General features: G+C 35.9%; 28 protein-coding genes. 15 read left to right on the forward strand and 13 right to left on the reverse strand.

Features of this window, described 5'->3' with window-relative positions:
• Positions 1 to 6: 6 nt before the first annotated feature.
• The 4 genes from flhB to flgA form a co-directional block, all read right to left on the reverse strand.
• Positions 7 to 1,137 carry a flagellar biosynthesis protein FlhB gene (gene flhB, locus J3U56_RS07530; RefSeq protein WP_267334069.1) on the reverse strand — a complete coding sequence of 377 codons (1,131 nt, stop codon included), beginning with the start codon at positions 1,135 to 1,137 and terminating at the stop codon, positions 7 to 9.
• A 132-nt stretch (positions 1,138 to 1,269) separates the two neighbouring features.
• The gene (locus J3U56_RS07535; RefSeq protein ID WP_267348675.1) at positions 1,270 to 1,704 is read right to left on the reverse strand and encodes a flagella synthesis protein FlgN; all 435 of its coding nucleotides are present in this window, start codon (positions 1,702 to 1,704) and stop codon (positions 1,270 to 1,272) included.
• Between the two features lie 23 nt (positions 1,705 to 1,727).
• Positions 1,728 to 2,027 carry a flagellar biosynthesis anti-sigma factor FlgM gene (gene flgM / locus J3U56_RS07540; RefSeq protein ID WP_267334071.1) on the reverse strand — a complete coding sequence of 100 codons (300 nt, stop codon included), beginning with the start codon at positions 2,025 to 2,027 and terminating at the stop codon, positions 1,728 to 1,730.
• Between the two features lie 82 nt (positions 2,028 to 2,109).
• The gene (gene flgA, locus J3U56_RS07545) at positions 2,110 to 2,769 is read right to left on the reverse strand and encodes a flagellar basal body P-ring formation chaperone FlgA (RefSeq protein WP_267334072.1); all 660 of its coding nucleotides are present in this window, start codon (positions 2,767 to 2,769) and stop codon (positions 2,110 to 2,112) included.
• A gap of 155 nt (positions 2,770 to 2,924) precedes the next feature.
• On the opposite strand from flgA, the gene flgB reads away from it, so the two are divergent.
• From flgB to flgJ, 9 genes are read left to right on the forward strand one after another with little or no spacing between them, the layout of a single operon-like run.
• Positions 2,925 to 3,335 (forward strand): flagellar basal body rod protein FlgB, encoded by a 411-nt coding sequence (gene flgB / locus J3U56_RS07550; RefSeq protein ID WP_065633081.1) that lies wholly within the window; start codon positions 2,925 to 2,927, stop codon positions 3,333 to 3,335.
• An 8-nt stretch (positions 3,336 to 3,343) separates the two neighbouring features.
• Positions 3,344 to 3,748, forward strand: a complete 405-nt coding sequence (flgC, locus tag J3U56_RS07555; protein ID WP_065633067.1) for a flagellar basal body rod protein FlgC — start codon at positions 3,344 to 3,346, stop codon at positions 3,746 to 3,748.
• A 13-nt stretch (positions 3,749 to 3,761) separates the two neighbouring features.
• Positions 3,762 to 4,481, forward strand: coding sequence for a flagellar hook assembly protein FlgD (gene flgD, locus J3U56_RS07560; RefSeq protein WP_081297424.1), 720 nt, complete (start codon positions 3,762 to 3,764; stop codon positions 4,479 to 4,481).
• A gap of 15 nt (positions 4,482 to 4,496) precedes the next feature.
• Complete coding sequence (gene flgE, locus J3U56_RS07565; RefSeq protein ID WP_267334073.1) at positions 4,497 to 5,708, forward strand: flagellar hook protein FlgE; 1,212 nt, start codon at positions 4,497 to 4,499, stop codon at positions 5,706 to 5,708.
• Positions 5,709 to 5,722: 14 nt separating this feature from the next.
• Positions 5,723 to 6,478, forward strand: a complete 756-nt coding sequence (locus tag J3U56_RS07570) for a flagellar basal body rod protein FlgF (protein WP_267367231.1) — start codon at positions 5,723 to 5,725, stop codon at positions 6,476 to 6,478.
• 20 nt (positions 6,479 to 6,498) lie between these two features.
• On the forward strand, positions 6,499 to 7,281 hold the full coding sequence (gene flgG, locus J3U56_RS07575; RefSeq protein ID WP_065633064.1) for a flagellar basal-body rod protein FlgG: 783 nt from the start codon (positions 6,499 to 6,501) through the stop codon (positions 7,279 to 7,281).
• 14 nt (positions 7,282 to 7,295) lie between these two features.
• Positions 7,296 to 7,982, forward strand: coding sequence for a flagellar basal body L-ring protein FlgH (locus J3U56_RS07580; protein WP_065799319.1), 687 nt, complete (start codon positions 7,296 to 7,298; stop codon positions 7,980 to 7,982).
• An 11-nt stretch (positions 7,983 to 7,993) separates the two neighbouring features.
• Positions 7,994 to 9,103, forward strand: a complete 1,110-nt coding sequence (locus J3U56_RS07585) for a flagellar basal body P-ring protein FlgI (RefSeq protein ID WP_323849470.1) — start codon at positions 7,994 to 7,996, stop codon at positions 9,101 to 9,103.
• Positions 9,104 to 9,118: 15 nt separating this feature from the next.
• The gene (gene flgJ / locus J3U56_RS07590; RefSeq protein WP_267334075.1) at positions 9,119 to 10,144 is read left to right on the forward strand and encodes a flagellar assembly peptidoglycan hydrolase FlgJ; all 1,026 of its coding nucleotides are present in this window, start codon (positions 9,119 to 9,121) and stop codon (positions 10,142 to 10,144) included.
• A gap of 527 nt (positions 10,145 to 10,671) precedes the next feature.
• On the opposite strand, the gene flgL is transcribed toward flgJ, so the two are convergent.
• From flgL to J3U56_RS07630, 8 genes are all read right to left on the reverse strand, one after another.
• Positions 10,672 to 11,619, reverse strand: coding sequence for a flagellar hook-associated protein FlgL (gene flgL, locus J3U56_RS07595; protein WP_267334076.1), 948 nt, complete (start codon positions 11,617 to 11,619; stop codon positions 10,672 to 10,674).
• Between the two features lie 15 nt (positions 11,620 to 11,634).
• Positions 11,635 to 13,278 (reverse strand): flagellar hook-associated protein FlgK, encoded by a 1,644-nt coding sequence (gene flgK / locus J3U56_RS07600; protein WP_267367233.1) that lies wholly within the window; start codon positions 13,276 to 13,278, stop codon positions 11,635 to 11,637.
• Between the two features lie 143 nt (positions 13,279 to 13,421).
• Positions 13,422 to 14,318, reverse strand: coding sequence for a flagellar motor protein MotB (gene motB / locus J3U56_RS07605; RefSeq protein WP_267334078.1), 897 nt, complete (start codon positions 14,316 to 14,318; stop codon positions 13,422 to 13,424).
• Positions 14,315 to 15,205: a flagellar motor stator protein MotA gene (gene motA, locus J3U56_RS07610; RefSeq protein ID WP_267334079.1), complete on the reverse strand. Its 891-nt coding sequence runs from the start codon at positions 15,203 to 15,205 to the stop codon at positions 14,315 to 14,317. The genes motB and motA overlap by 4 nt, the downstream gene beginning before the upstream one ends.
• Positions 15,206 to 15,269: 64 nt before the next feature.
• Positions 15,270 to 15,872, reverse strand: coding sequence for a flagellar transcriptional regulator FlhC (flhC, locus tag J3U56_RS07615; RefSeq protein WP_267334080.1), 603 nt, complete (start codon positions 15,870 to 15,872; stop codon positions 15,270 to 15,272).
• A gap of 12 nt (positions 15,873 to 15,884) precedes the next feature.
• Positions 15,885 to 16,205 carry a flagellar transcriptional regulator FlhD gene (flhD, locus tag J3U56_RS07620; protein ID WP_141671490.1) on the reverse strand — a complete coding sequence of 107 codons (321 nt, stop codon included), beginning with the start codon at positions 16,203 to 16,205 and terminating at the stop codon, positions 15,885 to 15,887.
• Between the two features lie 178 nt (positions 16,206 to 16,383).
• Positions 16,384 to 17,100, reverse strand: a complete 717-nt coding sequence (locus J3U56_RS07625; protein ID WP_267334081.1) for an RNA polymerase sigma factor FliA — start codon at positions 17,098 to 17,100, stop codon at positions 16,384 to 16,386.
• Positions 17,101 to 17,272: 172 nt separating this feature from the next.
• Positions 17,273 to 18,085, reverse strand: coding sequence for a flagellin (locus J3U56_RS07630; protein ID WP_267334082.1), 813 nt, complete (start codon positions 18,083 to 18,085; stop codon positions 17,273 to 17,275).
• A gap of 315 nt (positions 18,086 to 18,400) precedes the next feature.
• Here J3U56_RS07630 and fliD point away from each other — a divergent pair, with 315 nt between their 5' ends.
• Genes fliD through J3U56_RS07645 form a run of 3 tightly spaced genes read left to right on the forward strand, consistent with a single transcriptional unit; the run spans position 18,401 to position 20,582 of the window.
• Positions 18,401 to 19,834, forward strand: a complete 1,434-nt coding sequence (gene fliD / locus J3U56_RS07635) for a flagellar filament capping protein FliD (protein WP_267334083.1) — start codon at positions 18,401 to 18,403, stop codon at positions 19,832 to 19,834.
• Positions 19,835 to 19,843: 9 nt separating this feature from the next.
• Complete coding sequence (gene fliS / locus J3U56_RS07640) at positions 19,844 to 20,224, forward strand: flagellar export chaperone FliS (protein WP_267334084.1); 381 nt, start codon at positions 19,844 to 19,846, stop codon at positions 20,222 to 20,224.
• A 13-nt stretch (positions 20,225 to 20,237) separates the two neighbouring features.
• Positions 20,238 to 20,582 (forward strand): hypothetical protein, encoded by a 345-nt coding sequence (locus J3U56_RS07645; RefSeq protein ID WP_267334085.1) that lies wholly within the window; start codon positions 20,238 to 20,240, stop codon positions 20,580 to 20,582.
• 231 nt (positions 20,583 to 20,813) lie between these two features.
• On the opposite strand, the gene fliE is transcribed toward J3U56_RS07645, so the two are convergent.
• The gene (gene fliE / locus J3U56_RS07650) at positions 20,814 to 21,125 is read right to left on the reverse strand and encodes a flagellar hook-basal body complex protein FliE (protein ID WP_416380319.1); all 312 of its coding nucleotides are present in this window, start codon (positions 21,123 to 21,125) and stop codon (positions 20,814 to 20,816) included.
• A gap of 178 nt (positions 21,126 to 21,303) precedes the next feature.
• Between fliE and fliF the strand changes: the two genes are divergently transcribed.
• Genes fliF through J3U56_RS07665 form a run of 3 tightly spaced genes read left to right on the forward strand, consistent with a single transcriptional unit; the run spans position 21,304 to position 24,759 of the window.
• The gene (gene fliF, locus J3U56_RS07655; protein ID WP_267344712.1) at positions 21,304 to 23,013 is read left to right on the forward strand and encodes a flagellar basal-body MS-ring/collar protein FliF; all 1,710 of its coding nucleotides are present in this window, start codon (positions 21,304 to 21,306) and stop codon (positions 23,011 to 23,013) included.
• Positions 23,010 to 24,014 (forward strand): flagellar motor switch protein FliG, encoded by a 1,005-nt coding sequence (fliG, locus tag J3U56_RS07660; protein ID WP_267334088.1) that lies wholly within the window; start codon positions 23,010 to 23,012, stop codon positions 24,012 to 24,014. The genes fliF and fliG overlap by 4 nt, the downstream gene beginning before the upstream one ends.
• Positions 24,007 to 24,759 carry a flagellar assembly protein FliH gene (locus J3U56_RS07665; RefSeq protein ID WP_267367239.1) on the forward strand — a complete coding sequence of 251 codons (753 nt, stop codon included), beginning with the start codon at positions 24,007 to 24,009 and terminating at the stop codon, positions 24,757 to 24,759. Before fliG ends, J3U56_RS07665 begins: the two co-directional genes overlap by 8 nt.
• Position 24,760: the final 1 nt, after the last annotated feature.

The raw sequence follows: 24,760 nt of genomic DNA on the forward strand, positions 1-24,760 counted from the left end.
TTGCCTTTATTTATTTTCAGATAAAAAATCGGGTATGGGTAAGTTATTGGGTTTTGCTGGTTTGTTGCCACCATGTTTACGCCAATGTTTTAATTGATACACCCAAGCTAAAATTTGCGCGACAGCGGTATAAAGTTCAGTCGGAATGGTTTGACCAATTTCACCGTGACGATATAACGCGCGAGCAAGTGGTGGTGCTTCTAATTGTGGAATATCATGTTCACTGGCGATTTCTTTAATCCGTAAAGCCGTGTTATCGGTGCCTTTGGCAAGTAATTTAGGGGCCGCCATAGTTTTTTCATCATAGTGTAAAGCCACCGCATAATGGGTTGGATTGGTGATAATCACATTTGCCTTACTTACATCGTTCATCATTCGGCGCCTTGCCATCGCTTGTTGCACTTGACGAATGCGCCCTTTGATTTGCGGATTGCCCTCTTGCTCTTTAAACTCATCTTTAATCTCTTGTTTCGACATGCGCAATTTTTTTAAATTGCTCCATATTTGATAAAAAATATCAAACCCCACCATTGGAATTAAAGATATGACGGCAAATAACCCACAAATCATAATTAATTGTGCGGCTTTTGCTAACGCATTGCTTAAATACATGTTGGGCAATGAGAGTATGGTAGAAAATTGGTGTAATAAAAAAAGTGCGCATGCAGCAGAAATTAACACGACTTTAAGGATAGATTTGAGTAGTTCAGAAAAAATTTTCGTACTAAATAATCGACCGAATCCGGCAATTGGATTGAGTTTTTTAAAATTAGGTTTAATTGATTGCAAACTAAATAGTAAGCCGCCAACACAAAGCGGCGCTAGGATAGCTACAATCACTAAACCTAAAAAAATTGGCAAAATAGACCAAAAACCAGCTGTGAATAAATTAACCAAATTAAAAATGACTAGCTTATCATCCAAAACATGATTAGACACTTTCATTGCTGTTTTGATAATAACGATCAAATTGCCAACTAAATTGGCACCGATCATCGAAAATAGTGTAATACCTACCAGTAATATGATTAACGAAGTTAGTTCACGCGATCGTGGAATCTGCCCCTTTTCTTTAGCTTTTTTGATTTTACTATCTGTGGGTTGTTCGCTTTTATCTAAATCACTGTCGTCAGCCATATTGAGCTTAAATAAAATTTAGGGGATAAGAATAGTGACAGTATGAACTCAACTCGAAAAAGTTATTGGCTAGAAAAGACCCTAAATTACGGGGTATTTATCGCGTTTACTAACATATAATATCTTTTATCACTAAACTTTGGCGCGTTTTGATGAAATAATTTCGGTCTGTTGATAACCGTGATTAGTATAAACAACCGGATTATTAATGCTTTTTAGATAATCAATTGATTGTTGTGTTAAGTTCATACGTTTTTGAATAATCATGCCATTTTCACGATTAATTAGCGCTAATTGTTGTGTGGTATTGACAATAAATTGCCATTTATCAGCAAGCTTTGCTTTTTCACTATAAGGTGATTGGATATTATGCTGTTTGCTAAATTTTATACGCTTTTCGTCGAGTAATTTTAACTCAATGAGTAGTTGGTTTTTTTGGTTAATAACTGCATTGAGTTGATTGATAGCACTATTTTCAATCAATATTTGCTGTTCATTGTTAAGAACGTCGGATAATGTTTGCAACATAATGATGACGTTATCTAAAATGTTGTCTAATTCTAACATTTTTATTTCCCTTCAGTTTTGAATTAGCTTTTAATATCTTCAATAGTTTGTTGAATTAACGCATCTGCAATTTTACTTGGATTAATCACTAAACTACCGTTGCTAATTGCCTGCTTTATTGTCTTTATTTTTTCGATATCAATATCGTTCTCACTGCACTGCAATTGTGCCATAACATGTTGACTTAACCTTAAGTCAGTGCAAGTGGTTGAATCATTTTTTTCTGGTACAGATGCCTTTGGATTTTTTTGTTGTTCATTGATTACCTCACGGCTGAGTAGTCCCGATATTGTTGTCACCAATTTAGTTGCATCTATACTCATAAAATACCTTTAATTGAAGTTCAAATTTAAATGATTTGTTTAATGGTATTATCGGCAAAAATTTGAAAATCATTAATTTTATTTATTGATTAATTATTATACCTTGCTCACTGACAATACCTTCAACAATCGTGCCTGTATTGAGTTTAACGTGAATATAATCACCCGAGGCACCATTAGCCAACGTTTTACCTTTAGTTGCCACTAAATAACCATCTCCATTGATGATCACTTTAACCTGTTGTCCGGCTTTAACCTGCCAGTGTCTTTTAATCATTGAAGTTTTTATGGGTTCTTGTGGATCGATATGCCGTATTGCAATATGGTTAATAATTTGGCTTTTATCTAAAATGATTGTGGCCGGGAGTTTGTCTAATTGACCTGATTGCTCTGTTATGTGTTGTTCTGTAATTTTGGTGTCGGCATTTATTGCTTGATTGGCAACAATATAACTGCCAACCACATCGACATAGAGTTGGATATATTTGGTTTGATTTTTACATTTTGCACTCAGGGTAAGGTTGCCCCATAGTTTATTTTTACTTAGTAATTTTAATGTTGGTTTACGGCAGTTTAAATCAGGTTGAGCGGCTAGATAACGAATCGCAATATGATCGATTTTTTTATCTTGCAATTGTTCCAAAATAAAATGATGGATCTGATTATCAAGTACATCAGCAAACGATGTTTTCCAGCCTAATAGTATAAAAATGCAAAATATCAATCTAATAAAAAATGTCATAGTTACTTGTTTTTAAAATTATTTATGGTCGAATTTTACTGTATGCGTAAATGGTTTGAATGTTGAAATAAGGACAATTTTTGGTGTTATTTGTACGATGATTTTTTTTTGATTCACTTAAAATTCAAAACATCAATAAAGGTGAGATGATTTTTATGCTGAATAAATTAGATACATTTGTGAATTTTCATCAACAAGCATTAAATATACGTGAAACACGTCAACAGATTTTAGCTGCAAATATTGCTAACAGTGATACGCCGCATTATCAGGCTAGAGATATTGATTTTAATGCTGAATTAAACAAAGCACTGAATAATCAAAATAATATTAATGGCGTAAAACTGCAAGTGACTAACAAAAATCATATTGCAATTCAATCACCTATAACAACCAATACCAATCTTCTTTATCGTATTGCTTATCAAGCTTCGGCTGATGGGAATACTGTCGAAATGGATCAAGAGCGCACGGAATTTATCGACAACACGATTCATTATCAAAGCAATTTAACCTTTTTAGGTGAACAATTTAAGAATGTAATGTCAGTATTACAGCAAGGATAACAATAGATATGAGTTTCTCTATTTTTTCAATTTCAGCTTCAGCCTTAATGGCGCAAACGCAGCGGATGAATGTCAGTGCCAGTAACCTTGCTAATGCTGACAGTGTGACCAGTACTTCAGGTCAAGCTTATCGCGCTAAACAGGTGGTGTTTAGTGTTGATCATCAGGGCTATCAAAATCACATTGCTGGTGTAAAAGTTACCCAAGTTATTGATGATCCAACTCCGATGAATTTAGTTTACGAACCCCATCATCCACTGGCTGATGAGCAAGGTTATATTCAAAAACCTAATGTTGATATTGTCGGTGAAATGGTTAACACGATTTCGGCTTCGCGCAGTTATCAGGCAAATGTAGAAGTCATTAATACGGTAAAAAGTTTAATGTTAAAAACACTGACCTTAGGACAGTAGTAAGGAGTCATTTATGGGAGTGTCTAACGTACCGGTTTCGGAATCATCAACGATAAAAAGCCCACAATCCATGCAAAAAAGTGCAGCGGAAGCAAATTCAAGTAAAGAGTTGCAAGATAACTTTTTAACGCTGCTTATTGCTCAAATGAAGAATCAAGATCCAACTAATCCAATGGATAACAGCCAATTAACTTCGCAGCTGGCTCAAATTAATACCTTAGCTGGCATTGAAAGGTTAAACACAACATTAGGGGTAGTATCTGGTCAAATTGACGACAGTCTTTCTGTTAATGCCAGTAACCTGATTGGTAAAGGTGTGATGGTACCAGGTAATAAAATTTTGGTTGCTACCTCAGAACAAGATGAGAGCGGTGGTGAGCGCGAAACCATTACTACCCCATTTGGTTTTGAATTAGCCCGTGATGCGGATTCTGTTGTTATTACCATTAAAGATGAAAATGGAAATGTGGTACGTGAAGTTGATTTAGGTTCGATTTCCGCTGGGGTGAGCTCTTTTACTTGGGATGGTGAACTTAATGATGGAACAACAGCCCCGGATGGCAGTTATACCTTTACCGTTAAGGCGACAAGCGATGGGCAAAGTGTATCGTCAACGTCACTATCTTATTCTGTCGTTTATGGCGTTATAAATAGTCAAGTGAATAATAAAGTCTTACTTGATTTAGGCATACTTGGTTCAATTAGTATTGACGAAGTTCGTCAAATTCTTTAGGGAGATAAAGTTTATATGGGATTTTCTCAAGCAATTAGCGGTATGAATGCCGCATCAAAACAGTTAGATGTTATTGGTAATAATATTGCTAACTCTGCAACAGTAGGCTTTAAAAGTGCGAGTATTTCATTTGCCGATATTTATGCTGGCTCAAAAGTCGGTATGGGCGTGAAAGTGGCGGCTGTTATGCAAAATTTTAATGATGGCACCGCAACTTCAACCAATAATAGTTTAGATGTTGCTATCTCGGGGAATGGTTTTTTTCGTTTAGTGGATAGTAGTGGTCAAGTTTACTATACCCGTAATGGGCAATTTCAATTAGATGCTGAGCGCAATATTATTTCTGCTGATGGTTTGCAATTAACGGGTTATCTGGCATCAGGTACACCGCCCAAAGTACAACAAGGTAGTGCGCCTGGACCTCTTAAAATTTCGCAAGAAATGTTAAATGCATCAGCGACAACCAAGGCATCGTTACAAACCAATTTAAATTCAAACAGCAAAATACCTGAAAAACAACCTGTCAATGCGCTTGATGCTGATACGTTCAATTATTCCACAACTGTTACTACTTATGATTCATTGGGTAATCAACGTAATGTTCAGCTTTTTTATGTCAAAACTGCCGACAATCAATGGGATGTGCATTATATCGATGGTAGTGATCCGAGCAGTAATTTACAAAAAATTGGGCAGATGGAGTTTGATTCCTCGGGAAAACTCATTAGCAATCCTGAAATGACGATTAATATTAAAGGACTTAACGGATCGGCTGATAATACCTTTACTTTATCATTAGCCAATAGCTCGCAACAAAATATGGGTAAGGAAGTTGGCAGCATCAAAACACCTGTGGTCGATGGTTATGCACCGGGGGATTTAGTCGGTTACAGTATTAGTGATGATGGTTCGATTTATGGTATCTATTCTAATCAACAAACGATGTTACTGGGTCAAATTGCGATGGCTGATTTTGCCAATGTCAATGGATTGGAATCAGCCGGCAACAATAACTGGCGCTCAACCATTAATTCTGGTGCTGAAGTGCTCGGTATTGCAAATTCGGGGACTTTAGGTGCATTAACCAGTGGCGCAGTTGAGTCATCAAATGTCGATATGAGTCAAGAATTGGTCAATATGATTGTTGCTCAACGTAACTACCAATCTAATTCACAAACAATTAAGACTCAAGATCAGATCTTAAATACACTAGTGAATCTTCGTTGATATAAAGGTTATTTATGGATCGCGTTATTTATACTGCTATGTCAGCAGCGAGTCAGACACTTCATCAGCAGTCTATTACTGCCAATAATCTTGCTAATGTATCGACAGTAGGATTTCGAGCACAGCTAACAGCGATGAAAGCTGTTCCTATCATTGGCAATGATAGACCAACAAGGACTATGGTTACCGCGACAACACCAACCTTTGATTCGCAAATGGGGACATTTAATTATACCGGACGTGATTTAGATGTTGCATTGGCAAAAGATCATTGGTTGGCCGTGCAACTACCTGATGGTAGCGAAGCATACACGCGCAATGGCGCTATCGAGATTGATGAAAATGGCACGCTTAAAGTACAAGGTTATCCATTACTCGGTGATAATGATGTATTAACTGTGCCCCAAGGTTCACAAGTTACTATTAGTTCTGATGGAACCTTATCGGCTTTGGGGGCGGGTGACCAGCCAACGACAATTGCGCAAGTGGGTAAAATAAAAAAAGTACAGCTTGAACGTAATGAAATTGTACGGGGTGATAATGGCTTGTTCCAATTAACACAAGCAACACGCGATACCCGAGGCGCGGTTATGCAAGATAACCCTAATACTAAATTGATGTTAGGGGTTTTAGAGGGCAGTAATGTTAATCCGGTTGCTGCTATGGTTAATTTAATTAGCCACTCGCGTCAGTTTGAAATGCAGATGAAAGAGATTATGACGGCTGACGAAAATGCACAAAAAGCCAATCAAATTTTATCATTAACTTAAATGGAATAGGAAAAACAACCATGATTAAATCATTATGGATAGCCAAAACAGGCTTAACTGCCCAGCAAATGAATATGGATATTATTTCTAATAATTTGGCTAACGTTAGTACCGGTGGATTCAAACGGCAACGGGCTGTTTTTGAAGATTTGCTTTATCAAACTATCCGCCAGCCAGGTGCACAATCTTCAGAGCAAACCACCTTACCTTCTGGATTACAAATTGGTACAGGAGTAAGACCGGTTGCAACTGAACGTATTCATAGTCAAGGTAATTTAGAATTAACTGACAATAGCAGTGATATTGCTATTAATGGGCAAGGTTTCTTTCAAGTTTTAATGCCCGATGGCACGCAAGCTTATACGCGCAGTGGTGCTTTTCAAGTCAATCAAAATGGACAGCTAGTGACCGCGGCCGGTTATGAAATTCAGCCAACAATCAATATTCCATCAAACGCAATTAAAATGACCGTAGGCCGTGATGGCGTTGTCAATGTCACGTTAGCTAATCAATCAACACAAGTGCAAGTCGGGCAGTTAACATTACACACTTTTATTAATGATACCGGGCTTGAAAGTGTTGGTGAAAACCTTTACCTCGAAACCGAAAGTTCTGGTGCACCAACTGAAAACACACCAGGGTTAAATGGCGCAGGTTTGTTATATCAAGGTTATATAGAAACATCGAATGTCAACGTTGCTGAAGAATTAGTTAACATGATTCAAGTGCAACGTGCTTATGAAATTAATAGTAAAGCTATTTCGGCCTCAGACCAAATGCTACAACGATTAAATCAACTCTAAACAGTAATCATGCGATGAACATAATGCGATATCTTGGTATTTTAACCGTATTTCTTTTGTTGGGTTGTGCCCAATTACCTAAAAAACCTTTAGTTGAGGGCGAAACAAGCATTGAACCAATGCTGCCTGTAATAGGTAATTCAACCGGTTCGATTTATCAGTCTTCACAACCCACTAGTTTTGGTTATCAACCGATGTTTGAAGATCGTCGTCCTCGTAACATTGGTGATGTGTTAACTATTGTGTTACAAGAAAATGTAAGCGCCAGTAAAAGTTCATCAATCAATGCGGGGCGAAACGGTTCAACCGATTTAAGTGTCAAAGCCGTGCCGCAATTTCTTGATGGCCTAATTGGACGAGGCAAAGTTGATACTGATATTTCTGGTGCAAATGATTTTAAAGGGTCTGGCGGGGCGAATGCAAAAAACACCTTTAGCGGCACGATTACAGTGACGGTTCAAGATGTCATGGTCAATGGTAATTTAAAAGTCATTGGTGAAAAACAAATAGCTATAAATCAAGGCACCGAGTTTATTCGATTTTCAGGTGTGGTTAATCCAAGAACTATTAGTGGCAACAATACGGTTATTTCAACACAAGTTGCTGATGCGCGTATTGAGTATGTCGGTAATGGTTACATTGACGAGGCACAAACCATGGGTTGGTTGCAGCGTCTATTTTTTAATTTTTCTCCATTTTAATGAGTAGTGTTATGCTGAAAAATTTGCGTTTTATTCTCTGTTTTAGTTTGACAATGATCGCAGGTATGCCACTGAGTCATGCTGAGCGTATACGTGATTTAGTCTCTATTCAAGGTGTCAGAGAAAATGCTTTAGTGGGTTATGGTTTGGTTGTGGGGCTTGATGGTACTGGCGACCAAACATCGCAAACTCCATTTACTATTCAAAGTATCACTAACATGCTTTCTCAACTCGGTATTACGGTGCCATCGGGCAGCAACATGCAGCTTAAAAATGTGGCTGCGGTGATGGTAACAGCAAAATTGCCTTCTTACGCCCGAGTGGGACAGCAAATTGATGTGGTGGTGTCCTCACTGGGTAATGCTAAAAGCTTACGAGGCGGAACATTGATTATGACGCCGTTAAAAGGGGCAGATAATCAAGTTTATGCCATTGCACAGGGCAATCTTTTTGTTGGCGGCATGGGCGCAAACAGTAAAAATAGCAGTGTGAGTATTAATCAAATGTCAGGCGCAACCATTCCAAATGGTGCGACAATTGAACGCGAATTGGCAACGCGATTAGATGAACAAAATACAATGTATTTGCATCTAAACCATTTTGATTTTACCCAAGCGTTGAAAATTGCTGATGCGATTAATAAGTTACAAAAAAATACAGCAGTCGCTTTAGATGGGACTACTGTTAGCCTATCTATGCCCAAAGACAGCCAAGCAAGGGTGAAATTTTTATCACAAATTCAAAATTTAGAAATTGGTGTGACGCCAATCTCAGCTAAAGTGGTGATAAATACGCGAACCGGTGTTGTGGTGATGAATCAAAAAGTAAAATTAGATAATTGTGCAGTCGCACATGGTAACTTATCTGTTGTGGTCAATAATAAACTAAAAGTCAGTCAACCCAACACGCCATTAGCAGGCGGTGCAACTGCTATTATCCCTGATGATCAAGTCAGTATAACGCAAGATGGTGGGGCACTACATAATCTCGCTTCAGGTACAGATTTGAAACATGTGATTAATTCGCTAAATGTATTAGGCGCCACCCCAACCGAATTGATGTCAATACTTGAAGCATTAAAAACCGCAGGCTGTTTGCATGCAGCATTAGAAACAATTTAAATTTGAAAATTGAAGATGAATAATAAAATTGGCCAGAGTTTTAACCGTTTTGCTTATGATTTATCGAGTTTGCATCATTTAAAACGAAATGTGACAACCGGTGCAAATGATAGTATCAAACAAGTTGCCGAACAATTTGAAACACTTTTTATTAATATGATGATGCAATCAATGCGTAAGGCTGTACCAGAAGGGGGATTATTTACTAGTGCAGCCACTCAGCTGTTTACCTCGATGTTTGATCAGCAAATAGCACAACAATCTGCAGGTAAAGGATTGGGATTAGCCAATATGCTCACTCAACAATTAACCAAGTCTTCACCTGATGCAGCCAAGATTAACATGCAGTCTAATAGCAATAATAAACATCCTAATTTAAAATTGGCTCAATCTTTATTTTCTGAAAATACTTCGCATCTTTCACCTCAAGCATTAGGGCAAATGCTGTATCATCAACATAAGGCAGACAATGCATCACAACTTAAGTCAAATGAGTTAGCTTTTGACACTACGCGCCAAGATCTTGATGCTGATCATGTTACAACCTTCGTGCAACAGTGGCTTAAACCCGCTAAGCAAGCATCGGGGATTTCTGGTATTCCTTATGAAGTTATAATTGCACAAGCAGCATTAGAAACGGGCTGGGGGCAAAAGGAAATTAAAACAGCAGATAATCTCACCAGTCACAATTACTTTGGGATTAAAGCGACGCCTGCCTGGAAAGGTAGTTCAACGCGCTTAACCACTCAAGAATTTGTGAATAATCGGATGATAAAAATTCAGGATGAATTTAAAGTTTATAACAGTAAACAACATGCATTGACTGATTATCTCAATTTATTAACCAAAAGTCCTCGTTATCGTGCTGTGGTTAATGCGCCTGATGCTCGCTCAGCTGCCAAAGCATTACAAGCGGCAAATTATGCTACCGATCCAAACTATAGTGATAAACTAATTCAAATTATTGGTCGTATTGAGCAAATTGCAGCAACAATACCATCGATATCCACCCGTGGTTTTAAACAAATTGCTTTTAACTAAGCGCACTTTGGTTGTTGGCGCGAGTTGCTATAATCAAAAAGGCGGGTAAACCCGCCTTTAATTTTTAGAGATGTCTTACTGATGATTGCAACAAGTATCATCGCGATAAACTAATTCAAATCATTAGTCGTATTGAGCAAATTGCAGCAACAATACCATCAATATCCACCCGTGGTTTTAAACAAATTGCTTTTAACTAAGCGCACCTTAGTTATTGACGCGAGTTGCTATAATCAAAAAGGCGGGTAAACCCGCCTTTAATTTTTTGAGATAGATCTTACTGATGATGATTGCAATAAGTATCATCGCAATAAACTAATTCAAATTATTGGTCGTATTGAGCAAATTGCAGCAACAATACCATCAATATCCACCCGTGGTTTTAAACAAATTGCTTTTAACTAAGCGCACTTTGGTTGTTGGCGCGAGTTGCTATAATCAAAAAGGCGGGTAAACCCGCCTTTAATTTTTAGAGATGTCTTACTGATGATGATTGCAACAAAAGTACAACTATTAAAAATAGTTAATTACTTCATTTGAAATAAAGACATACTTTGCATATTCATAAAAGTATATTGCGCAGCTTGTAAATTTGCCTGTAACATTACATAATCTGAAATTGCTTCATACCAGTCGACATCTTCAATTTGACTGATTTGGGTTTCAAATTCAATATCTAAGCTGTCACCTAAAGCCGATAATCTTTCTACTTCTGCTAATACTGTTCCGCCAGCCGCTCTTAAAGTTGATATGTTATCAAAAGCATTATCAATCCCTAAACTTGCTTGAGTTAATCCTGCTCGAAATTGCTTAATGGCATCTTCATCGTTATTGTCTAATTTCATATTTAACGCATCAAGCGCATAATCTAGGCTGGCAAAGATGTCGCTTGGTGCATCAGGTTGGTTTGGATTGGCGCCACTCATAAAGGTTTGTGCACCGGTAAAACTAAGTGAAACTTCGCGCGTGTCATCAATCAAAACGTTAATTTGTGATGTTCCACCCACATAATTGACTTTACCTGCTTCATCAACAACAAATGGTGGTGTGTCGTTTTTGTTACCGGCAAATAAATAATTACCATTGGTATCTTTAGCATTGGCTAATGAAATAAGTTGATCTTTTAAACCTTGTAATTTATTGGCAAGATCTTGGCGGTTTTCGTCATTTAATGTTTCGTTTCCGGCATAAACTAACGTTTCTTGAATAGTTTGAATGACGGTATTAACTTCTTTTAAAATCGTATCTTGTCGGCTTAATGATTTATCAACACTTTCGCGTGCTGCTTGGAATTGATCGTTCTTCGACTGTGCTTGTTTAAGGATCAGTGCTTGTGATGCCCCCATCGGATCATCTGAAGGTGTTAAAATTTTCTTACCTGTTGCTAAATGTAATCCAGATTTTTGCCATTTATTGTTAGTATTTAAGATACTATTTAAATTTTTTTGATACATTGAATTAGTACTAATTCGCATTATTAAACCCTTTTATCAATTAGCCAAACCTAAGATGGTATCGAATAGTGTTGTTGCAGCATCAATTACTTTTGCATTAGCTTGATAATACTGCATATAAACCTGCATCGAAATATACTCTTCTTCAATATTAACCCCTGATATAGATTGATTTTGCTCATAAATCTGATCTGTAATATTTTGGTTGGATTGCAGAGAAATTTTGGCGGTATGCGTTTCACTGCCAATATAACTTACTAAGGTGTTGTAAGCACTGTTTAATGTTTTGGTGCCATTAATTAATTTTTCATTTTGTATCTCTAAAAATTTTGCCACATTACGATTGTCACCAGTACCGTTTTCGTCATCGGCAAGCCCAGTAGCAAGTTGATTAACATCTTTTACCAACAATTGTAATGACGAAGCAATATTAGCAACTGGTTTAAGCATAAACGAATCGCCATTAACTGGTGTACCAGTGATTTTTATTGATAAACCATCAAAGTTTAATGCACCATTCTCAACTTGAGGCGTGATTTGCTGATTGTCAGATAATCGCGTTACTATCCAATCACTACCATTAAATTCGATTTTATAATCAGACGCTTTAATATCCTTAACTGATTGATAATCAATGGTTACCGCGGCATTTCCTTGATTTTTAATATTGGCGATACTGCTAGGCGCATTGTAATCAAATAATTTTTCGCCAGCATTACCATTGATATCAACACCTGACATATGGACTTGATTAAATCTTTCAGCCAAATTTAATGCAATTAAACCTAATTGATTACGTGCTTCTAGGAGTGGTCCATCACGAGAAGTTAATAATCCATTTAATCGGCCTGATGTGATATGTTGACTTGTGAGTTCTTGAGTCGCACCAGAAGGATGAGTGTAAATAATTGTATTTAAAGAAGGGTCATCTGTTGAAGGTTGTACTGATAGTTGATTAACTGATGCACCTTGTACTAAATTTAAGCCATTACTAAGCGAAATATTATATTGACCATTTTGTTCGGTGACAGTGATGCCGATAATTTCACTTAATTCATTGACTAGCTGATCGCGTTCATCAAGCAGCGCATTAGGTTGGTTTGCTTCACCCACAGCCTGTAGTTTTGAAATTTTTTGATTTAGTTCTGCAATTTGTTTGGTATAAGCGTTGATTTGATTAACGTTATTGCTTAGTTCAGTATTAATATTGGCAATTTGATTTTTTAAATTTAATTCGGTTTTATTAAATTGATTTACTAGTGAAGTGAGATCGCTAATCACCGTTTGCTTAGTTGCAGCGTCAGCGGCATTTGATGAAAGTTTATTTAAGCTAGAAAATAAATTATTGAGTTGTGATGCAATACTATTTTCATTTTCAGCTAATAAATTATCCACTTTAGATAATTCATTGTAATACGCTTTTATTGAACCATTTTGTGACTGTGCTTGGCGTAATTGTCCAACAACAAATCCATTAAAGGCTCGATTAACAGCACTGACGCACACACCATTACCAACAAAACCAAAACCATATTTAGTACTATTTGCTTGGCTTAAAATTTGTTGTTGACGATTATAACCCGTAGTATGTGCATTACTGATATTATTGCTTATAATATTAAGCATATTTTGTGCTGCATTTAATCCACTAATACCAGTATTCATCAATGAATTTGACATAAAAACTCCCAAATATAGTGTTAGTTAGTCACGCAATAATTAACTAAACGAATATTGTCTATATCGGATTAATTGCTAAAAACTTTAATTATTTTTTGCAAAATTAAACAACGCTGATTTTTGGTAAAACTTTTTATGCTGCATTATTCGGATTGAATTTTTTGTGATTGTTTTAAAAAATCAATGCCAGTCATATTATTTTCATCTTCAATATATTGTTGTGCTGATTTATTTAAGATTAAAATACTGATACGACGATTGGCATCATTACTGTAATTGGGTTTATTTAAGCTTACGGTATCAGCCAATCCAATAATACGAATAATTTTGTTTGAATCTAAGCCACCAGCAATCAGTTCTCTTCTTGATGAGTTTGCTCTGTCAGCTGATAACTCCCAATTACTATAACCCCGATCACCTGTGATATACTGGCGTTCATCGGTATGACCCGATAGCGTAATTTTGTTAGGTAGTGAATTAATGATTGGTGCTAATGCATTTAAAATTTCTTGCATATTAGGGTGAATCACAGCACTGCCGACATCAAACATGGGCTTATCATCGCTAGCCAAAATTTGGATTCGTAACCCCATTTCAGTCAATTCTATAATTAAATTTGCCGCTAATTTTTTAAGTCGTGGATCGAGTTCAAATACTTCATTAATTTTGCGTGCGGTTTCGATTAACTGTAATTTTTCAACCTGTTTTTTCTCAGAATCAGTCAGGTCTTGATGCAAGGTGGTATTGTTTTCTTCCCCTATTTTTTTGTGAAAATCATCGCCACCGCCAGGTATTGGACTTTCACTATCACTGAGGTTTTTTCCGCCATTTTGCCCCAGTATTAAAGGGGTTCTAAAATATTCAGCAATGCCTTGTAATTCTTGAGGGCTAGCTTTAGCAATTAACCACATGACTAAAAATAGTGCCATCATAGCGGTCATAAAGTCGGCATAGGCGATTTTCCAAGAACCACCATGATGCCCACCACTATGCCCAGATTTTTTTTTAGAGATAATTATTTTTACTGAGTTGTTTTTCATTGTTCACTGTTTTCTGTTTGCTGAGTATTTTTTTCTTTGATTTCTTGTAGGTATTTTTCTAATTCAAAGAAAGAAGGTCTTTCATGAGAAAATATGGTTTTACGTCCAAATTCAATACAAATTTGAGGGGCATAGTCATGCATACTTGCAATTAATATCACTTTGACACATTCCAAGATTTTTACACTGTCGGCGTTTTTTTGTCTTAAAAGTGCAGCTAAAGGTGAAACAAAACCGTAGGCGAGTAATATACCTAAAAACGTTCCTACCATCGCGTGAGCAATTAATTCTCCTAATTCGCTTGCCGGTCTGTCAGCTTGTGCTAACGTATTAATAACCCCCATAACGGCCGCAACGATACCAAATGCGGGTAAGCCATCGCCTACACTTGAAATGGCATCGACTGGTTTTTCTAATTCATGTAACTTGGTTTCAATTTCTTCATTCATTAATGCTTCAATTTCGTATACTTCCATGTTGCCACTAATCATTAATCGCAAATAATCTGTTATAAAATCACAGATTTGAGGATTTGCTAAAATAAGTGGATAAGCTTTAAATAGTTCACTTTCTTTCGGGTTATCAATATCAGCCTCGATAGATAATCCGCCATTTTGGCGAACTTTAGTTAAAATGGTGTACATTAAATTAATCAGAGTTAAGTACAATGTTTTATTATATTTTGATGTCTTAAATAATTGACCTAACGATTTAAGTGTAGCGATAATGATTTTTTTTTCGTTACTGACAATAAACGCGCCGATAGCGGTTCCGCCGATAATTAGAAATTCTAACGGTTGAAAAAGTACGGCTAAATACCCTCCACTAAGTACATACCCAACTAGGGCAGAAGCGATAACAACGATATATCCTACAATGATGAGCATTGGCTTTCCTTTTTCTCCATAAACTGATCGTGATTAACTATGCTTATTTTTTTATAATGTTGATTTAAGCTGTCATTTGTTTTGCAATAATCGAATTAAAACCATTGGGTATTGATAATACTTGTAAGCATTTTGCATGGTTTTCTTTCTGTGTTTTGTTATTTTTTTCTGCCCTTGACGGTGGTTGGCATAAACTACAAATAAAACTATTATGCGGTTGATAAGCATGGGTAATAAATCGCCCTTTACATGCTTTGCAGCATGATTGTTGCATTACATTGCTTTCAACAAATTTGACTAAGATCCACGCTCTGGTAAGTCCTAAAACTGGCTCTTCATTATAAGACGGACATTGCTCTAAATACAGTTGGTAGGCTTTTAGAATTGATTGAATGCCGGGTTTGGTACCATGTTTCACCAAAAAGTGATAAGCATTATAAAAAATACTAGAGTGAATATTGGGTTCCCATGTCATAAACCAGGTGGTCGAAAAGGGTAATAATCCTTTAGGCGGTGGACAACCTTGGATCTCTTTATATAATTTGATTAATTTACCACGACTTAAGTTGGTTTCGCTTTCCAGCATTTGAATTCTAGCACCTAACGAAATTAGTCGAATGGCCAGTTGAACTTCCTTATATTTTTGAATAATACTTGTGCATCTCATCCTAATTTCCTATTACTTATTGATTGAATCTAATAGTAAACTAGATAAAAGAATTCCCGTATGCATCTGCTTAATGTCACTCACACGAGATTCTTCGGTTAGTTTTTTCATCATTTCTGAATTTTCAAAACGTAATTTAAATGTTAATTGGTTGGTTTCAGACAACACTAACATTTGAGAAGCACTGAGATTACTAAGCATGTCTGCTGTTTCTTCATCAATACCTAGTCGATACATCGCCATTACTTTATCTTTTTCAAGCATGCGTTGACTTAGTAGTAATGTTGAAAGATTCAAATGATGTATGCATTTAAGAATATCGTCATCTAATATATTACCCAATTTAATCACCAATCCCTATTCAGTAAAATTCGCATTAAAAAGTGCGAAATAAATAAATTTTTATTAGAAATATTTTTTTATGCTTAAAATTACATTTTTAAACGAAAAAAATCAATAAAAAAATAATTTCAATTTATTTTCGATTAATTAAATTTTATTTAGCTCTTTTTTATAAGCTAATTTTACTTTGTATTCTTTTTATTGCTTGGCTGTGTAATTGGCTGACTCGTGACTCACTAATATCCATAATTTTACCAATCTCTTTTAAATTGAGCTCTTCCTGATAGTAAAGCGCCAACACCATTTTTTCTTTTTCTGGCAGTTTTTCTATTTGTTCAATAATGATATTACGCATTTCATCGTTAATGATGTTGGAAAAAGGCGTGTTATCATCTTGATAGTCAATCATCGCATCCAAACTGTCACCAAGTTTTTTTTGTATTTCGTCGTAAGAATATAGTTGGCTATAATTGGAATCTAATAATATTTTTCGATATTCGCTTAGAGATAATTGTAAGTAATTGGCAATTTGTTGATCAGTTGGTGCAACACCTAACTGCTGTTCAAGTTGATGAATTGCCTGAGTGACATCTTTAATTTTTTTGCGTGTTTGTCTAGGTAGCCAATCTCGACTACGTAACTCATCTAACATGGCGCCTTTGATTCGCGGGATGGCGAAGGTTGTAAACGTATTACCTTGTGATGCATCATAACGTTTTATTGTGTCTAATAAACCGATATAACCAACTTGTAATAAATCATCAAGCTCTACTGTTGTAGGTAAACGTACTGCTAATTTTAGTGCTTCATTACGAACCAAATGAGTATATTTTTGCCAATCAGCTTCATTCATTACACCTTGTGAGTTATAAAGCTTATCATTCATTTTATGAACCAATGTAAAAAATGCCTGATGGTATTATGGTGATAATCGGTTAATTTAATGGCGAGAATAGCGTAATAAATAATAGGTATTTGGCATTATTAGCAATAACGGAAATTAAACCGTTATTGCTAAGTTCAAAATTAGAGTAACCAGAAAAATTTAGATTAAAAACTTATTGTAATAAAGATAGTACTGATTGTGGTACTTGGTTAGCTTGTGCTAATACAGATGTACCTGCTTGTTGTAAAATTTGACCGCGCGTCATATTAGATACTTCGGTTGCATAATCAGCATCTTCAATTCGGCTACGTGCAGAACTTAAGTTATTTACTGTGTTATTGATGTTATTCACAGTTGATTCAAAACGGTTTTGTACCGCACCAAGCTCACCACGTAATGCATCAATTTTTGATAATGCTGCATCAAGTGTTTTTAATGGATCTGCTGTTGGTGTGTTTGATACATTGAAAGCGGCTAGACCTAATTCTGTACTATCAATTTTTTTCAAATTGATTTCAATGGTTTCGCCGTCATTTGCGCCAACTTGGATTTTTAGTGATTTATCTGCTGACAATACTTTAGAACCATTGAAATCAGTTTGTTTAGATACACGGTCGATCTCTTCTAAACGTTGATCGATTTCGTTTTGGATTGACTCTAAATCGCTTTGAGAGTTAGTGCCGTTTGCTGCTTGAACGGTTAATTCACGAATACGTTGTACGTTGTTATTAATTTCGTTTAATGCACCTTCAGTTGTTTGCGCAAGTGAGATACCATCATTTGCATTACGTGCTGCTTGAGTTAAACCTTTAATGTTTGAAGAAAAACGGTTAGCGATAGCTTGACCTGCTGCGTCATCTTTAGCGCTGTTAATACGCATACCAGATGAAAGACGTTCAATAGCTGTGCCAAGCACACTTTGTGAATTGTTAAGGTTATTTTTTGCCATTAAAGACATCGTATTAGTATTAATTACTTGTGCCATTTTTATCTCCTTTAATATTATTAGTAAAATCAACGTGATACTGATTATTAATTCAATATTCTTGCTGACAGATAATGTATCGGTAGTAAAAAAAGAAACTTTAATTTTTTTCTACATTATGGTTGATTTTACTCAGTTTTAATGGCGATTTTTGTTAGGTAAATTGATATAAATCATTTAATTAAATTATTTTTTATGTTTTATAAAAACGCACCGTTTTTATTATGTCTCGATAAAATTTCAAACCTGATTAAACTTTTTAGTAAGTTAGCCGATATAAAACTTATCGAATAATTGTTATAGGTTGATCAGATAATGGCAATGAGTGTGTTAGGTATCGGTTCAGGAATCGATCTTAATGAAGTTTTAAATCAATTAGAGTCTGTTGAAAAAACACGTTTAACTCCAATTAAATCACAACAAAAAGCGGTTAATGCCAAAATTAGTGGATTTGGTAAGTTAAAAAGTGCGTTAACGGCATTTAATTCAGCCACCGAAAAATTGCAGAAAAAAGATTTATTTCAAAGCAAACTCGCAACTGGCAATGATAGTTATTTTACAGCTAAAGTAAATAGTCAAGCACAATCAGGTAATTATGCTGTGAGCGTTGAGCAATTAGCGACTTCGCATAGCGTTGCAACAACGTCAATTAATGATAAAAATATGAGTCTAGGAAGTGATAGTGAAAGCCGCACAATGACCATTAAGCAAGCTAATGGTAGTGAACTCAATATTGTGTTATCTAAAGATGAAACCTCGCTAGAGTCAATTGCTAATGCAATTAATCACGCCAAAGTAACGAATGCTGATGGTAGCACGAGTGAATCGACGATGAATGCAGCCGTTGTTCGTTCAGGTACAGGAAGTTATCAGTTAGTTATCACCGCTAAAGAGACCGGTGAACAACAGACTATTACGTCCATTTCGTCAGATGATGAGCAGTTAAATAACATAATTGGCTTTGACTATAATCAAAAAGATAATGCTAATATGACTGAAGTTTGTCAAGCGCAAGATGCTAAGTTTACTTTTAATGGTATTGCCATTACCAGTGCTTCAAATACCGTTAAAGATGTGGTTGCAGGTATTGATATTACGTTAAAGGCAACGACTACAACTAGCGAAAATTTAACCATAACGGCTGATAACGAAAAAGCTGAAGAAGCTATTAAACAGTGGGTTGAAGCATTTAACCAATTACAATCAACCATATCGAGCTTGACTAAATTTACCGCAAAAGAGGCCAATTCCGAAGAGTTAGATAGTAATAATGGACCGCTTATTGGTGATTCTACTTTACGTAATATCGATCAAAGTATTCGTTCAATTTTTGCAAAAGGGCAGGCTGGGGAGTTTTCGGTTTTAGCACAAATTGGTGTGAATATGGATAATAATGGTTCATTAACGATTAACCAAAATCAATTACAAAAAGTACTGAGTGAGAATAGTGAAGCTGTTGCTGAGTTGTTTATTGGTGATGGTCAAAATAGCGGTATCGCTAATGAGGTTTTCGCTAAGATTAGTGGATTTATTGATAATGACGGTATGATTGATTCAGCAACGAATGGTTTAAATTCGACATTAAAATCATTAGATAAGCGTTATGAACAAGTGAATAACTCAATTGAACAAACTGTTGAACGCTATCGAGTGCAATTTACTAAGTTGGATGTTTTAATCAGCTCGTTAGATAGCATGAGTAACTATTTATCTACTCAATTTGACATGATGGCCAATTTAAAAAAATAGGAATACCCGATGTATAAAGTTGGTTCTGATGCTTATCAGCAAGTTAGTTTAGAAACAAAAGTTAGCCAGGCGTCCCCACATCAATTGATTGTATTACTGTTTGATGGTGCACTTAATGCTATTCGCTTGGCCAGTTTACACATTGAACGAGGCAATATTGCGGGTAAAGGCGCAGCAATTTCAAAAGCCATTAATATAATTGATAATGGGTTGAAAAGTTGTTTAGACCTAGAACAAGGTGGCGAAATTGCTGAAAATTTAGATCGTTTATATCACTATATGACTCAACAATTGGTGCTAGCAAATTTACATAATGATAGGCAAAAATTACAAACTTGCTTTGATTTGCTTAATAATATTGCTGAATCTTGGCGCGAAATTGCGAGATAAAAAGGAATGGAATGTGAAAACATCTTTATTAGAACAATATGAACAACTTAATTATGTCACTGAACAAATGCTTATCAATGCGCGTGATGAAAATTGGGATTTATTGTTAACTTGGCAAGCTAAATATCACCAATTAACGAAAGCGATTATGCAAGTCGATGATCTCACTGCTGTTGATAAAATACCTTTAAAACAGCAAGATATATTTAGTATGTATATTAAAAATATTCATAGCTATCAACAGCAAATTAGCCAATTAATTATTTATCGTCATGCTCAATTAAAAGAGTTAATTGGCGAACAAGTCGATTATCAAACAAAGCTTGATAGCTATCAAAAAATTGCAAGTTTAATCTAATTTGTCTTATTAGCTTTAGTTTTATTAATAAAATACGGTTAAATATTAACTATGTTGAGCAAAATAGTTATATTGTTGGCTAGTGATTTTTGGTTATGATAAGTGGTATCGCAATCACTTATCAGATGTTTGAATCTTGTTTAGCACTGCTTACAACCGTTTATAGCAATATGACAAGCTGTGAGTAATGCTAAACCTGCAAATTGAAGATAGCATAGACAATAACAGTATTTAAACATTCATGTTCATGATTTCTTGATAGGCGCCAATGAGTTTATTACGTACTTGAATACCAAATTGAAGTGAAACCGAAGATTTTTGCATATTAACCATCACTTCATTTAACGTGATGTTGGGCTTTCCTTGTTCAAAAGCTTGTGCTTGATTATGGGCCTGAATTTGTGTTTGGCTAATGTGATCGAGTGCCATTTTTAATGCCGCAGTAAAATCAGATTGTGCGCTCTTTGCTTGGTTGTTTATTGTGGCGTTGGTTTGATTAAAATCAACTAGAAAGGTGTTATTAATTGTATTTAGCGTGTTCATGGCGTTAAAAGTCATCTCTTCTTAACTTGCTCAATATGTGATTGAATTTAACATACAACCTTAAATCTAAATGCCACAAGTAAGGGGTAAAGCATTTGCTTTTTTAGCTATTGATTTTTTTAAATGGATTGATAATAAACTCTAGAACAAATCTAATTAGTTTAGCATTAGGGTTTTTATGGATAGCCAAACTGTCGGTAACAAAGGCGAATCAATATTGAGCAAGTTACCATTTATCAATCAATTTAAACAAAATCGTAAAATGCTGCTGCTTGTTGCTGGCGTGGTTGTGCTTGCTATTAGTAGTATCGCCTATTTATGGCTAAAAGACGATAATTATGGGGTTTTGTTTAGCCAGTTGAGCGATAAAGATGGCGGCGAAATTATTAGCCAACTCGATAAGATGAATATTCCTTATCAGTTTTCATCTTCAGGATCGACTATCTTAATTCCTGCTGATAAAGTTTATGACACGCGCTTACGTATTGCCCAGCAAGGCTTACCTAAAGGTGGTGCTGTTGGTTTTGAATTACTCGACAAAGACAGCTTTGGTATGAGTCAATTTAATGAACAGATTAATTATCAACGCGCATTAGAAGGTGAACTGTCAAGAACCATTTCAATTATTAGTAGTGTGGATGATGCAAGAGTGCATTTAGCGATGCCTAAGCCCTCTTTATTTGTACGTGAAAGAAAATTTCCTTCCGCGTCTGTAGCATTAACATTATTACCTGGACGCTCATTATCACAAGGGCAAATTGATGCTATTGTTCATTTAATTTCAAGCAGTGTACCGGAATTACAAGCAGAAAAAGTCACAATTATTGACCAGCAAGGTCATTTATTAACGGGTGAAAAATTTCGCGACGGTAACGTCAATGTCGCGCAGTTAGAATACAGTCAAAAAGTAGAAGATACCATTCGAGAGCGGGTCGAAAAAATCATTACACCGGTGTTAGGTAAACAAAATATTATGGTGCAAGTTAATGCTGATATTGATTATAGCCGGCAAGAAGCAACATCTGAAACCTTCGATCCCAATAGTGATGCTGCTCAGCAAACCCTACGTAGTAAGCATCAAGTGGAGAATCGTCAGTTAGCAGCAAACGATAACACCGGTGGTGTGCCGGGCGCTTTGTCAAACCAACCTATGCCAACACCGAGTGCGCCCATAGATGAGAATCCAGACTCAAAATCAAAAGATGATAAGAAAAAAATTTATAATTTACAATCAAATAATACGTTAAATTTTGAAGTAAATAGACAAATCGTGCACAGTAAAATCCCAGAAGGGCGTATTAAACGATTGTCAGTCGCTGTGCTGGTTAATTATAAATTTATGGCTCAACAATTGGATCAATCTCAATTACAAGAGCAATCAGACAATGCCAAGGAACCAGCACCACAGTGGGTGAAATTAGATAAAGATGAACTGGATAATATTGAAGCATTAGCGCGTCAAGCAATGGGATTTTCTGATTCACGCGGTGATACGTTGACGGTTGCAAATTTAAAATTTACCGATCAAGCGTTCGAAACGGATGATAGCTTGCCATTTTGGCGAACACATGAGTTTTATGATGTGCTAAAAACAGTAATTAAATATCTTGTTTATGTTTTAGTGTTATGGTTTGTTTGGCGCAAAATGTTACGTGCTTTATGGATTAAATTACAACGCCAGCTCTTTAATGTGAATCATGCTTCAACTGATACTAAATTATCGGGTGAGGATAAGTTAGATTATAAGGCGCATAGTAAACAGCAGCAGAAGATATTTGAAGATAATATGCAGCAGCAACAATATATTCGCAAAATTGTCGAGAAAGATCCTCGGGTCATGGCGTTAATTATACGTGGTTGGATAAGTAAGGCGGACACAAATCCATGAATTTAAGTTTAAGTGAATCTCAAAAAGCAGCAACTGTGTTAATGGTGTTAGGTGAAGAGCTTGCCGCTAATGTTATGCAATACCTTAATCCTAAAGAGGTACAGCAAATTAGTAGTGCCATGATGTCGTTACCACAACTTTCTCAAGAACAGTTGAAAGACATCTTAAATGAATGTCAAAAAACACTTGAAGAGTGTGCTGTACTTAATACTGATACCAATGGTTATTTACGTTCAATTCTCGAAAAATCAATTGGTACTGAAAAAGCCGATCGGTTACTTGATGAGTTGTTAGAGGTCGATTTAGAAGAGGCGAAAGACGGACTTGAGATGCTTAATTTTGTCGATGCGGCCAGAGCGGTTGATTTAGTTAAAAAAGAACATCCACAAATTATTGCTACAATTTTAGTTCATTTAAATCGAGACTTAGCTGCCGAAATTTTAAATTTATTTGATGATGAATTACGTAATGATGTCATGCTTCGAATCGCAACATTTGGCGGAGTTGAGCCGTCGGCACTTCAGGTTTTATCTGCCTCATTATCGACGTTACTACATGGTCAAAATATTAAACTTAATAACCTGGGTGGTATTCGTACTGCGGCTGAAATTATTAACTTGATGAAATCACAACAAGAAGAATTGGTGATCAATTCCTTACGTGATTATGACAGTGAACTTGCACAGAAAATTATTGATGAAATGTTCTTGTTCGAAAATCTGGTTGAAGTCGATGATAGAAGTATCCAACGTCTACTTAAAGAGGTGGATAATGAAACATTGATTATTGCCTTAAAAGGCGCATCAGTGGCATTACGTGACAAGCTATTAAGTAATATGTCACAGCGTGCAGCTTCGATTTTACGTGAGGATTTAGAAAATAGACCACCAGTGCGCTTATCTCAAGTCGAAACAGAACAGAAGAAAATTTTGGTTATTGCGCGCAAATTGGCTGAAAGTGGTGAAATGATTTTAAGTAGCGGTGATGACGAATATGTATAATCGAACCAATACCCTGAGTTGGGAACCATTAAGTTTTCAGGATTTAACGTTAGTTAAGTCACAAAAGTTAACCAAAAAGAAAATAACTAAACATGCTGATAAGGTTGAGCTCAAGCCAGAGCCTAAAGTTATTGAAGTCGACAACAGTGTTATTGAACAACAATTAGCCATTATCAAGCAACAAGCAAAAGAGCAAGCTTATCAAGAGGGATTTAATTTAGGTAAAGAAGAAGGGTTTAATATAGGTCAACAAGCAGGTTATGAGCAGGGGTATGCCATTGGTCAGCAAGAAGGCAAAGCGGCAATTGAACAGCAGCTTAATGCAGAAAAATTAAAAGCAGTGGAGACAATAACTAATTTAGTTAGCCATTTTCACGCCGCTATCAATCAAATTGATGATTTAATTGTTCCTCAATTGTTGGATCTAGCCTTAGTTGCGGCACAAAAAACGGTCGGGACAATATCTAAAGTTAAACAAAAACAGTTAATGCATACCATTAAGACCTTAATTGACGAAGGTTCGATGATAATTAAGTCAGCTTCTTTGCATCTGCATCCCGATGATCTGTTATGGATTGAACCATTATTACAAGATGAAATTAAACAATATCATTGGCAATTAGTTGCAGATACGAATGTTGAATTAGGTGACTGTAAAATATGGACCGATACTAATCAAGTCGATGCTAGCAATGCTTGTCATTGGCAAATGATGGCCGATTGTATACAAGGAGAGAATCTGTAGC

This window comes from Gilliamella sp. B2824 (assembly GCF_026536245.1).
GTDB lineage: Bacteria > Pseudomonadota > Gammaproteobacteria > Enterobacterales > Orbaceae > Gilliamella.